Source organism: Herbidospora yilanensis, from assembly GCF_001570565.1.
GTDB lineage: Bacteria > Actinomycetota > Actinomycetes > Streptosporangiales > Streptosporangiaceae > Herbidospora > Herbidospora yilanensis.
Genome location: NZ_BBXE01000033.1, coordinates 154803 through 166228 on the forward strand (window position 1 = coordinate 154803; position 11426 = coordinate 166228).

An 11426-nucleotide genomic window follows, 5' to 3' on the forward strand; every position below is an offset into this window, starting at 1 on the left:
TACATGTAGGGGTTGTCCAGAATCTTGGTCTCCGGGATGTCGGGGTTCATTCCGGAGAGCCAGGCGTCGCCCAGTTCGCTCATCAGGTGGTCGACCGTCTGGGTGACGGCCGCGCGGGCGGCGTCGACGCCGTCGACTCGGCCGTCGCGCTTCACGACCCGGCCGTTCACCAGCACGGTGTGCACGTCGCCGCGCTGGGCCTGGAAGGCGATGTGGCCGTAGGGGTTGAGGATCGGGAACATGACGGGCGAGGCGTCGTTCTTGATCAGGACGATGTCGGCCTTCTTCCCGGGCTCCAGGCTGCCGATCTTGTCCGAGAGGCCCAGGGCCGCCGCGCCGCCCCGGGTGGCCCACTCGACGACCTGCTCGGCCCGCAGATGGCAGTGCGTCACGGTCTCCGACCTGAGATGAGCCTCCAGGTGCTCGCGGGACCGGTCGGCGCCCAGGGTGGCCCGCATGGCGGAGAACAGGTCGCCGCTCCACCACACGCTGGTGTCCATCGAGAGCGACACGGGGATGCCGTGGTGCCGGAGCTGCCACGTGGGCGGGTAGCCCTGCCCGGCGCTCTGCTCGCTCTCGGTCGAGACCGACACCGAACCGCCGGTGGCGGCGATGCGGTGGTAGGAGTCGGGACTGAGCGTCGCCGCGTGCACGTAGGTGGTCTCGGGCGTCATGAAGCCGTTCTCGTACATGAGCCGGATGCCGTCGTCGTTGGTCGCACCCCACACGCCCGCGTGGGTGGTCACGGGGAGCCCGAGGTCGCGGGCGGCCTCGAAGGCGGCCTTCTCGGGGAAGGCGGGGTCGCCGGTGACGTCGAAGGCGAGCTGGAGGCCCAGCATGTCGCCCCATGACCGCCGGCCGATGAAGTCGCGCAGGCCGGCGGAGGGCGCCCAGTCCCAGGGGGCCTGCTGAATGTTGCCGTACGCGAGCACGAACCGCCCCGGGACCGCCTCCAGCGCGTCGACGGCCGCCTCGGCGTGGTCGACGGTCTGGAGCCCGTGCGACCAGTCGACGGTGGTGGTGACCCCGGCGTCGAGGGCCTCGACGCCGCCCAGCAGGTTGCCGGCGTAGACGTCCTGGGGCCGGAACCTCTTGCCCCATTCGAGGTAGTACCAGACGAAGTACTGGGTGAGAGTCCAGTCGGCGCCGTAGCCGCGCATCGCGGTCTGCCACAGGTGGCGGTGGGTGTCGATCATGCCCGGCATGACGATGCCGCCGGACGCGTCGATCTCCTCGGCGCCCTCCGGCACCTCCAGATCCGGCCCGACCGCGACGATCGTCTCCCCGTCGGCCAGCACGTCGCCGCGCGCCAGCACGGTTCGCCGGTCGTCCATTGTCAGCACGAGTCCGTTGCGGAGGACGATGGGCATAGAGCTGCCTCCCAGAGTCGCGGACCAACGTCCGCCTGGCGGTCGCGGAAATGTGAATGCAACAATGCGAGCCCCCTTCGCCGATGTCAAGACACTCCGGGCCGTCTAAAGTCGACCCATGCCACGCAAGGACACCGGACCCGACTTCATCGAGGCGCTGGCCAGGGGGCTCGATGTGATCAAGGCGTTCGGCCCGCGCCAGCGGGTGATGACCCTCACCGAGGTCGCCACGGCGGCCGGACTGGCCCGCCCGACCGCCCGCCGCATCCTGCTGACCCTGGAGGAGCTCGGCTACGTCAGGGCCGCCGAGGGCGGCTTCGCGCTCACTCCGCGCGTGCTGGAGCTCGGGGTCGCCTACGTCCACTCGATGGGCCTGTGGGAGATCGCCCGGCCCCACCTCGAACAACTCTCGGCGCTGACCCGCGAGTCGTGCTCGATCGCGCAGCTCGACGGCTCCGACATCGTCTACGTCGCCCGGGTCGCGGTGCCCAAGATCGTCACCCTGTCGGTGCGCATCGGCACCCGGTTCCCGGCGCTCCAGACGTCGCTGGGCAAGGTGCTGCTGGCGGCCCTGCCGGCCGCCGAGGCCGATGCGGTCCTGGAGACGCCGAGCCAGTCGGGCATCACGCCGCGCTGGCGCCCCTCGGCCGAGGAACGCCACGCGGCGCTGCGCGCGGTCAGGGCCAGCGGCTGGGCGGTGACCGACGAGCAGCTCGCGCCGGGCATCCGCTCGGTGGCCGCGCCGCTGCGCGACGGCCACGGGAGGGTGATCGCGGCGATCAACGTGAACGCCCACTCGGCCGAGACCTCGATGGAGAGGCTGACCGAGGAGTTCCTGCCCGCGCTGCTCCGCACGGCCGGCGCGATCGGCGCCGACGTGGCCCTCCACGAGTCGATCCCCCAGTCGACCGCACAGGTGCCCGCTTGACATCACCTTCGCCGCCCGACCAGACTCGGGCTCGCGGACGATTGTCCGCGTGACGGACGAAGGGACCTCATGGGCGCACTCGACGGCATCCTCGTGGCCGATTTCTCCCGGGTGCTCGCCGGGCCCTACGCCACGATGTTGCTGGCCGACATGGGCGCCGACGTCATCAAGGTCGAGGCGCCCGGCGGCGACGACACCCGCAACTGGCTGCCCCCCGAGCGCGACGGCGTCTCGACGTACTACCTCGGGGTGAACCGGGGCAAGCGCTCGGTCGCCCTCGACCTGAAAGACCCCGCCGACCAGGCGCTGGCCCACGAGCTCTCCGCCCGAGCCGACGTCTTCATCGAGAACTTCAAGCCCGGCGGCCTGTCCTCCTACGGGCTCGACTATCCGGCGGTCCGGGAGCGCAACCCCAAGGTGGTGTACGCGTCCATCACCGGCTTCGGCGCCGAGGGCGGCGCCCATCTGCCGGGGTATGACCTGATCGTGCAGGCGGTCTCGGGGCTGATGAGCCTCACCGGTTCGGCCGACGGTCCGCCCTACCGGGCGGGCATGTCGGTGTTCGACGTGATCACGGGCCTGCACGCCGTGTCGGGCATCCTCGCCGCCCTCTACGCCGGCGGCGGCCAGCGGGTCGAGGTCAACCTCATGTCGTCGGCCCTGTCGGCGCTGGTGAACCATTCGAGTGCCGTGGTGGCCGGGGAGGTCACGCCCCACCGGATGGGGAACGCGCACCCGTCGCTGTTCCCCTACGAGCCGCTGGAGTGCGCCGACGGCGACCTGATCATCGCCGCGGGCAACGACGGGCAGTTCCGGAAACTGTGCGAGGTCCTCGGGGTGCCCGAACTGGCCGAGGACGCGCGCTTCGCGCGTACCCGAGACCGGACGGCGAACCGGGCCGAGCTGAAACCGCTGCTGGTCGCGGAGCTGAGGAAGCGGACGCGAGCCGACCTGTTCGCCGAGCTCAGCGCGGCGGGGGTGGCCTGCGGCCCGATCAACACGGTGACCGAAGGGGTCGCGCTGGCCGAGAGTTTGGGCCTGGAGCCGGTGGTGGAACCGGGCGGCGTACCGTCGGTACGGCATCCCATCCGCTTCTCCGGCACTCCGGCGGGCTACCGGCTGCCGCCGCCCGCCCTGGACGAGCACGGAGACGAGATCAGGAAGTGGCTGCGTTGAACTTTCCCACCGGCATCGGCACGTCCGACGCCGACTCCATCAGCCTGCTCGGGCACGACCTGGCCCACGACCTGATGGGCAAGGTCGGCTTCGGGGAACTGGCCTTCTGGCTCGTGGCCGGACGCCGCCCCACGCCCGGGGAAACCCGGGTGTTCGAGGCGGTCCTGGTCGCCCTGGCCGACCACGGCTTCACCCCGACGGCCATCGCCGCCCGGCTGACACTGCTGAGCGCCCCCGAGAGCGTCCAGGGGGCGCTGGCCGCCGGGCTGCTCGGCGGCGGGTCCCGGTTCCTCGGCGTGACCGAGGACGCGGGGCGCTTCCTCCACGAGTTGGTCGAGTTCTCCAACGGGGACGACTGTTGGGACAACGTGGCGCTGGAGGCCGTACGCGAGGCACGCGCCGAGAAGCGGCTGATCCCCGGCCTGGGACACCCGGTCCACAAGGAGGAGGACCCCCGCACCCCCGTGCTGTTCGCCCTGGCCCGCGAAGAAGGGGTCTTCGGCCCCCATCTGGCGCTGTTCGAGGCCATCGGACGGGTGCACCCCGAGGTGCTGGGCCGCAGACTCCCGCTGAACGGCGCCGGGGTCTGCGGGGCGGCCCTGGCCGACCTCGGCCTCCCGGTCGACCTGCTGCGCGGCTTCGCCCTGCTGGCCCGCGCCGCCGGCCTGCTCGGTCACCTGGCCGAGGAGCGCCGCCGCCCCATCGGCATGGATGTCTACCTGACCGTCGACCGGAACGCGACGTACGAACCGTAGAGAAGGTGCCCGCATGGCAACACTGGCCGCCGTGATCGCGTCCACGCACCACCCGTTCTACTACAAGGCCAGCACCGCGCCCCCGGAGGAACGCCCGCCGTTCGCCGACGAGTGGGTCGCCAAGATCACGGCCTTCCGCGAGACCCTGACCCGCGCCCGCGCCGATGTGCTGGTCATGGTCGGCTCCGACCACTTCCACCAGTTGTGGCTCGACAACATGCCGCAGTTCCTGGTGGGCAAGGCGCCCTTCTACGACGCCAACTGGTACAACGAGGAACGCGAGTTCGGCCTGCCCCGCATGCTGCTGCGCGGCCACGAGGAGCTGTCGTCCCACATCCTGCGCGGCGGCCTCGACGAGGGCTTCGACCTGGCCTTCTCCAATGAGCTGCGGATCGACCACAGCATCACGTGCCCGATCATCACGCTGCGCCCCGAGGCCGACCTGCCGATCGTGCCGATCTACACCAACATCTTCGCCCCGCCCCTGCCGAGACCGGCCCGCTTCGTCGAACTGGGCCACGCCATCAGGCGCCTGATCGACACCTGGCCCTCCGACCTGCGGGTCGCCGTGATCGGCACCGGCCACCTGTCGCTCGAACTCGGCGGCCCGAGGCAGTTCGGCCCGCACGGCCCCGACCCGGAGTTCGACCGCAAGGCCGTCGAGTGGATCGCCTCCGGCGACATCGAACGGGCCCTGGCCGAGGTCACCCTCGACTCCCTGTGGACCCCCGGCAACGCCACCCACGGCTTCATGGACTTCATGCTCATGATGGGCGTGGCCGGAGAGGGCGCCAAGGCCGACTACGCCGACTCGCTCGACCTGTTCCACACGATGGAGGCCTACTTCACCTGGTATCCGAACGGGGTCCCGGCATGAGCAAATACCTGCTGAACAAGTTCCTGTTCACCGTCGACCGCGACCCCGACCTGGTCGAGCGCTACCGCTCCGCGCCACACGAGACGGTGGCCTGGTGGGAGTCGACCATCGCCAACGAGATCCTCAACTGCCACGGCGGCGAGGCCAGCACGTGGCTGACCTTCGACGACGTGGAGCGGGAGGCGCTGGCCGGCCACGACTACGTGAAGCTGTTCGAGCTGGGCGCCCACCCGTTCCTGACGCTGACGCTGTTCATCGCGATGTTCGAGCGCGACTACGAGGAGCCACTGGCGTTCCAGAAGGAGTACGCCGCCCGGCTCTCCCACTTCTCGCTCCCCTATCCGGACATCGCCACATGAGCTCACCGATGCGGGCGGCCCTGATCGAGACCTGCGGCCGCCCGCCGGTGATACGGAACGTCCCCCGGCCTCTTGCGGGGGCCGGGGACGTTCTCGTAACCGTCACCTGCGCGCCGATCACCCCACTTGACCTGCTGTGCGCGACCGGGACGTCGTACTTCGGCGAGCCCGCGCTGCCCTACGTGCCCGGGGTACAGGGGGTCGGGATCACCCCGTCCGGGGAGCGGGTGTGGTTCCCCACGTCGGCCGGGATGGCTCCGGGCGACGGCAGCCTGGCCGAGGTCTGCGCGGTGCCGTCCGCCGATCTGGTACGCCTGCCCGACGGCTGCGACGACGTCGCGGCGGCCTCCCTGGGCCTGTCGGCCGTGGCGGCCTGGCTGGCGTTGACCTGGCGGGCCCGGCTTTCACCTGGGGAGAGAGTGGTGGTCCTGGGGGCCGGCGGGACCGTGGGCCAGGTGGCGCTGCGGGCGGCCCGGCTGCTGGGCGCGGGTGACGTGGTGGGGGTGTCCCGGAGGCCCGGACCGGGATGCGTCCCCCTGGAGCCGGTGCCGACGCTGGCCGCCCGCCTTCGCGAGGCGATCGGGGCCGCCGACGTGGTGATCGACCCGGTGTTCGGGGAACCCGCAGCGGCGGCCCTCCAGGTCCTCGCGCCTGGGGGCCGGCTGGTGAACCTGGGCGGGTCCGCGTCCGACTCGGCGACGTTCTCCTCCGCCGCGTTGCGGAGCCGGGCGGTTTCGGTGCTGGGGTACTCGAACAACGCGGTCAGCAGGGAGGACCGGGCTGCGGCGCTTGAGGCGGTCTTCGGGTTCGCCGCGCGCGGGGAGCTGGCGGTTGATCACCATGTGGTGGGGCTTGATGATGTCGGGACGGCTTGGGAGGGTACGCGGGGCGGGCGCGCGGTCGTGCGGGTTACCGAGGTGCCTTAGGCCGTGGGAGTGCCGTAAGGTGTAAGCGGTCCGGGGCGGTTAGCTCAGCGGTAGAGCACTCGCCTTACAAGCGAGGGGTCACTGGTTCGAACCCAGTACCGCCCACAAATAGCCCTTCACCTGCATGATTAGGTGGAGGGTTTTGTCTTTCCCAATCGCCACATCGCTGAGCGACCACTCGCCTGGTCAAGATCGTCTGCTTATGGCCCCGATCCCATCCGTCGCGCGGCGCCAGCAGCTACACCTGTCGGATCTACGGCCGAAAGGGTGAGATCCTCTATGTAGGCGTGACCGACGACCTGTTTCTTCGAATGGTCAGCCATAAGGCAGGCAGCGGAGATCGCCGAGTACCGTGCAATCCGCGATCTTGTCCCCTTGCACAATGTGCGCGGTAACGGCCGGCGGGCATGCAACCGGTGACCGTGCTGCGGCAGGAGCAGTTGGGCGCTCTGCTCAGGTCCTGCCAGGGCAAGGAGTTCGTGAACCGACGAGATCTCGCGATCATCTACATGTTCATGGATGCCCGAGTTCGGCGAGCGGAACTGGCCGGACTGACCGTGGATGATCTGGACTTGGATCTCCGATGATCCGGGTGGTCACGATCAGCCGGAAGGGGGCGCTCGCCCTCGACCGCTATCTGCGGGAGCGGACCAAGCAAAAGTGGGCCGACTCCCCCAGCTGTGGCTGGCCGAGAAGAACCGAGGCGTGCTCACCAAAACAGCGCCCATGACTTCGACACCCTGGTCCGCCACACCTACGCGTGCTGGCCACTCGCGCCATGCGTGGTGTCGTCCTCCACGCCGCCGACCCCGCCATCAATGACCTACTGGAAGACCTCGGCGTACCTCTCTTGGAGAGCTGACCGCACAAGTCGCAATATCACCGCCCGCGCTCTAAAAGGCGCGGTCGTTTACCATCACGGCATGATCGAGCTGGACGTCGAGGTGGCCGGGGGCCGCACGCTGCACGTGTACGACACCGCCCCGGCGGGGAGCGAGCTGCTGCCGGTTCTGTGGCATCACGGCACCCCCAACCTGGGGGCACCCCCCGAGCCGCTCTTCGCCGCGGCCGACCGGCTGGGGCTGCGCTGGGTGTCGTTCGATCGCCCCGGCTACGGCCGGTCCGCCGTCGCGCAGGGCCGCACCGTCGCCTCGGTCGCCACCGACACGGCAGCCGTCGCGGACGCGCTGGGCATCGGCCGGTTCGCCGTGGTGGGGTACTCCGGCGGCGGGACGTACGCTCTGGGCTGTGCCGCCGTCCTGGGTGATCGCGTCCGGGCGGTGCTGAGCCTGGCCGGTATCGCCCCCTACGGCGCGGAGGGGCTCGACTGGTTCGCCGGGATGATCCCGTCCGGGGTGGCCGCCCTGGGCACGGCGGCGGCGGGCCGCGAGGTGCGAGCGGCGCTGGAAGAGTCGGACTTCGCCTACGACTGCGAGTTCACCGCGACCGATCTCGCCTTCTTCGAGGGCCCGTGGGGCTGGCTGGGCAAGGTGAGCGAACCGGCCCTGACTGCTGGTCCCTACGGCCAGATCGACGACGACGTCTCCTACACCCACGCCTGGGGCTGCGACCCCGGCACGATCAGCGCTCCCGTCCTGCTCCTGCACGGCACCGCGGACCGGGTCATCCCCGCCTCACACGGGACCTGGCTGGCAGCCCACTGCCCCACCGCCGAACTACGGCTCCACACGGACGCCAGCCACTTCACGATCGCCGGCCACGCAGAAGGGGCCCTGGACTGGCTCCGCCGACAGATCTGAACAGGCTGTGCTTTGATCATGGTCAAAGCACCGAACGAGATAGAAGTCGTCCGGCGGACAGTGCGGAACAGTTATGTTCCATGATCTTCGTCCGCCGAATTCGACGATCCAGGACTACTCGATCTCTGGACGTCGGCGCCGTTTCACCTCGACGCCCCGGCGCCCGCGCAGCTTCTCGACCACGAGCGCGTACCCGGAACCACTGAGCACGATGAAGGTGACCGCCGCCCAGCAGCAGACCGAGGACGGGCACCCAGGTGCTGACCTGCGTGGCCGGCATCCAACAGGCGGCGCGGCGCATCCGATGGAAACGAGGCCGGTCGGGAGCCTGAAGGGCAGCCCGTAGTGCCCACACACGGCGTAACTGCTGGATGGCGTACACGACCTGTGCCGCCCTCGTCACCTTCGCCCCGGCGAGACTTTCGAGCTCCGCCGCGAGTTCCTCCTTGTAGCGCGACCGATGGACCGGCGGCAGCAGGTGCGCCTGGAGCCTGATCAGCCGGATGGCGGCCGGGTGAACCTTCGTGATGTGCGGAAATCGGGCACGGAGATCCTTAAGAAGTGATTTGCCGGAAAGATCCTCTCGACGAAAGTCCGGTAGTCAAGAGGGGCAGCCAAGTCGTCGCGAACCAGCGGGCCCAGCCCATTAGCGCAGTCTTCAGCCCAGCTAGCCCGGCTTCTCGTCGAGCCCGCCCGGCCAGCCAGTCCCACTCATAAACCCGCCAGCAATTGGGTGCTGAAACGGCTCGCGGTCGAGGCCTGGCGACCTCACCACGTCCACTCCAGGAGGCAAATACCCCGACATACGTCCAGTATGGTGCCCACTGCCTGCGCAAAGGAGCTCATGTGCCTGACCGGCTGGCGTTCAAGATTGATGGTCGACCGATATGCGGCGAGCACCGCTGCTGAACGAGCTCTCAGGGCCGGGGAAAGGCGCACGCTCGGCGACATCATTTAACGGGCGACCGTTACCCCGCCCAAATTCGATCAGGTCACGCCGGACAACCGGTCGATCATCAGGCGCGTCACCCCCACATGTCCAACCGCTGGTCCGAGATCGCACCCCTGGCCATAATCGTTGTCGGCGTACTCGCCTTCGGCGCCTTGGGGGTGGCCGCGCTTACGGTCGTCTTCAGCACGACGACTCCCACAGCGACTCATGTGGAGCCTCAGGCCGCCTTCTCCACACCTCAGTCCGACCAGCCCGCGGTCGTCGAGGAGGCTCCGCCGACTCCCCTACCGGAGGTAGCCGGCGTCCGGCTCTCGGTCTCGGGCAGCGCCGCCGGGAAGACCGACCCGTTCATCACGGCGGGCCCGTGGGAGCTCCACTACACGCTGAACTGCGCCGGCACCGCGGTCCCCGAGGGAGCCGGAGGGATCGGCCTCACCCTGCTGGACGGAACGCGATATGTCGACGGCCTGGCCAACGACCGCGGCGACCAGATCGACGAGCGCGTCCAGCGCACCGAGGTGGGCACGTTCGTGATCGAGGTGTCGGCGCCGTGCCCGTGGACGGTCCAGGTGACCGCGATATGAGCACGTTCTGGCGGGATTCCAGAGGACTCCGGTGACCGAGCAGCCACCCAACCGCGCCGGAACTCCTCGCCGTCGGCCCACCCGATCTTCTCCTCGGCCTCGAAGAACCTCTGCTGGAGCTCGACCAAGTCGTTCGGGAGCTCGAAGTCGGCCATCTCTACCCCCGTGGTGCGCGCAGTCCGGCGAGGTCCTTTGAGGTGGCGTCGGCAAGACCCGCGACCGGCCCGGCCGGGAACGCGATGACCTCGACCAGGTCGGCCAGGTCGACGTGCTGCTCGACCTCGCGGATCGTTCGGTGATTGGCGACGTGCCAGCGCCGGCCGCCGAGGACCTGGGTGACGCGGAGGCGCGCGGCCTTACCTAGCACGATCACTTCCACCTCGATACCGCGAGGCCCACGCCAGACTGCCACGCCACAATGTATCTGACCTGCGATTATGTGCGGGAACAACGAAGACGCTGCACGCCTCTCCGAAAGGGAGGGCGTCTCATCCTCATGCCTCCGGAGTAGACAAGGACAACCCGGTCGACCACGAGGAGTGCGGCGGTCAGGACTGCCCGGTCGACGGCGGGTCGGGCATGGTGCCCGGCCGGCTCTACACGATCGACTCCTGAGCACGACGAAAGAACTCCTCACCGTGACGGTGAAGGGCTCTGCACTGTCCGCCAGCCGCTGGGACGAGGCCCAACGTATGGAGCGGTCACAGCCCCGGGCCGGACACGTCAGTTCCAGTTTGTGGCGTCGAATCCAAGGTCAGCGTTGCTAGTTCCGGGCGGGACCTCGATATCGGGGCCGGCGCAGACTTTGCGGCCGTACTCCCCGGCGTACATGATCCAGGTCTGGTCGTCGTTGTTGACGACCGACCGCGCGGTGCCGCCGCCGGGGATGTGCCCGCAGTTGCCCCACCAGGGGTTGTAGTGGGAGGTCATTTCCCCCTGGAAGTTGGCTTGGGGATAGAAACAGATGTAGCCGGGATAGCAGAGGTCCGTTTGGGCGGCAGAGGCGGGTGCCGGGGCGGCCAGGCCCCGACGAAAGGATCTCCGATGCGCATCATCGCGACCGCACTGGCCACCTTGACCCTGTCCATGGCCCTGGCCGGGCCCGTCTCACACGACGCGCCCCCACCCCGGTCCTGAGACCAGAGGTGGGGGCGCGTCGCGTTGCCTGCGGGGTAAAGGTGGGGCCGGGGATCTGTGGGCCGGCGTGCGGTTCGACATGGCCACACGCCAGGCTCTTATGCCCTGGCGGCGAGCAGCAGGGCGGCCCACCAGGACGCTGGCGGCGGGTCCTCGTCCAAGGCCAGCAGGTAGGCAAGGTGCTCCCCGGGGCCCATCTCAGCGAGCAGCTCGGGCGGCAGAGCGGAGGGCGGGTTCATCGTTCATGACAGATAGAGCGGGCCGGCCCGGCGATCAGGACATTCGGCGGCACCTGCGGCACCAGCCGATGCAACCAGGCGGCGGGCCGGGCCCGTCATCATGGCGTTCATCCCCTGACCTCCGGAGCATCAGATGCGTCGCGTCGCCGCCCTCGCCCTCCTCGTTGTCGCCGCCGCCTGCTCCAGCGAACCCTCCGCGCCGACCGCCAACCCTCCGGCTGCCGCTCCGATGGAGCAACCTTCCGAGTCTGCACCCAGCCCAAGCCCCAAGCCGGCCGAGCCAAAGGTCGGGCAGGCGCTGAGGAGTTCGGGGTCGGGCATGGAGGTGAAGGTGCCGGTACCGGTCACAGGGCCCTCACCGTG

At 69.4% G+C, this 11426-nt stretch carries 12 protein-coding genes and 1 tRNA gene; 10 read left to right on the top strand and 3 right to left on the bottom strand.

Going from position 1 to position 11426, the window contains the following annotated elements; translation table 11 throughout:
- Positions 1–1370 (bottom strand): amidohydrolase family protein (locus AW273_RS26630; protein ID WP_063910109.1); only part of this gene is annotated, 1370 nt, incomplete at its 3' end.
- A gap of 118 nt (positions 1371–1488) precedes the next feature.
- On the opposite strand from AW273_RS26630, the gene AW273_RS26635 reads away from it, so the two are divergent.
- From AW273_RS26635 to AW273_RS26680, 10 genes are all read left to right on the top strand, one after another.
- On the top strand, positions 1489–2298 hold the full coding sequence (locus tag AW273_RS26635; RefSeq protein WP_062353640.1) for an IclR family transcriptional regulator domain-containing protein: 810 nt from the start codon (positions 1489–1491) through the stop codon (positions 2296–2298).
- Between the two features lie 69 nt (positions 2299–2367).
- Positions 2368–3474, top strand: a complete 1107-nt coding sequence (locus AW273_RS26640) for a CaiB/BaiF CoA transferase family protein (RefSeq protein ID WP_062353643.1) — start codon at positions 2368–2370, stop codon at positions 3472–3474.
- Positions 3462–4229 (top strand): citryl-CoA lyase, encoded by a 768-nt coding sequence (locus AW273_RS26645; protein WP_062353647.1) that lies wholly within the window; start codon positions 3462–3464, stop codon positions 4227–4229. The genes AW273_RS26640 and AW273_RS26645 overlap by 13 nt, the downstream gene beginning before the upstream one ends.
- 13 nt (positions 4230–4242) lie before the next feature.
- Entirely contained in the window at positions 4243–5106 is an 864-nt protein-coding gene (locus AW273_RS26650; RefSeq protein WP_062353650.1) for a DODA-type extradiol aromatic ring-opening family dioxygenase, read from the top strand.
- Positions 5103–5465 (top strand): hypothetical protein, encoded by a 363-nt coding sequence (locus tag AW273_RS26655; RefSeq protein WP_062353653.1) that lies wholly within the window; start codon positions 5103–5105, stop codon positions 5463–5465. Before AW273_RS26650 ends, AW273_RS26655 begins: the two co-directional genes overlap by 4 nt.
- Positions 5462–6391 carry a quinone oxidoreductase family protein gene (locus AW273_RS26660; protein WP_232327607.1) on the top strand — a complete coding sequence of 310 codons (930 nt, stop codon included), beginning with the start codon at positions 5462–5464 and terminating at the stop codon, positions 6389–6391. The genes AW273_RS26655 and AW273_RS26660 overlap by 4 nt, the downstream gene beginning before the upstream one ends.
- Before the next feature lie 33 nt (positions 6392–6424).
- Positions 6425–6496: transfer RNA gene (locus AW273_RS26665), tRNA-Val, on the top strand.
- Positions 6497–6807: 311 nt separating this feature from the next.
- Positions 6808–6978 carry a hypothetical protein gene (locus AW273_RS26670; RefSeq protein WP_157556174.1) on the top strand — a complete coding sequence of 57 codons (171 nt, stop codon included), beginning with the start codon at positions 6808–6810 and terminating at the stop codon, positions 6976–6978.
- Positions 6979–7314: 336 nt separating this feature from the next.
- Positions 7315–8151, top strand: coding sequence for an alpha/beta fold hydrolase (locus AW273_RS26675; RefSeq protein WP_062353661.1), 837 nt, complete (start codon positions 7315–7317; stop codon positions 8149–8151).
- 1161 nt (positions 8152–9312) lie between these two features.
- Positions 9313–9687: a hypothetical protein gene (locus tag AW273_RS26680; protein ID WP_062353664.1), complete on the top strand. Its 375-nt coding sequence runs from the start codon at positions 9313–9315 to the stop codon at positions 9685–9687.
- A gap of 157 nt (positions 9688–9844) precedes the next feature.
- Here the strand turns inward: AW273_RS26680 and AW273_RS26685 are convergent, their stop codons facing one another.
- Together AW273_RS26685 and AW273_RS26690 are read right to left on the bottom strand one after the other, a co-directional pair.
- The gene (locus AW273_RS26685; RefSeq protein ID WP_062353667.1) at positions 9845–10060 is read right to left on the bottom strand and encodes a hypothetical protein; all 216 of its coding nucleotides are present in this window, start codon (positions 10058–10060) and stop codon (positions 9845–9847) included.
- Positions 10061–10410: 350 nt separating this feature from the next.
- On the bottom strand, positions 10411–10710 hold the full coding sequence (locus tag AW273_RS26690; protein ID WP_083950073.1) for a peptidase inhibitor family I36 protein: 300 nt from the start codon (positions 10708–10710) through the stop codon (positions 10411–10413).
- Positions 10711–11426: the final 716 nt, after the last annotated feature.

What these genes read in the sequence shown, in the direction of transcription:
- AW273_RS26635 (WP_062353640.1), top strand. Translation starts at nt 1,489, where the DNA reads ATGCCACGCAAGGACACCGGACCCGACTTCATCGAGGCGCTGGCCAGG.
- AW273_RS26655 (WP_062353653.1), top strand. Translation starts at nt 5,103, where the DNA reads ATGAGCAAATACCTGCTGAACAAGTTCCTGTTCACCGTCGACCGCGAC.
- AW273_RS26640 (WP_062353643.1), top strand. Translation starts at nt 2,368, where the DNA reads ATGGGCGCACTCGACGGCATCCTCGTGGCCGATTTCTCCCGGGTGCTC.
- AW273_RS26660 (WP_232327607.1), top strand. Translation starts at nt 5,462, where the DNA reads ATGAGCTCACCGATGCGGGCGGCCCTGATCGAGACCTGCGGCCGCCCG.
- AW273_RS26675 (WP_062353661.1), top strand. Translation starts at nt 7,315, where the DNA reads ATGATCGAGCTGGACGTCGAGGTGGCCGGGGGCCGCACGCTGCACGTG.
- AW273_RS26650 (WP_062353650.1), top strand. Translation starts at nt 4,243, where the DNA reads ATGGCAACACTGGCCGCCGTGATCGCGTCCACGCACCACCCGTTCTAC.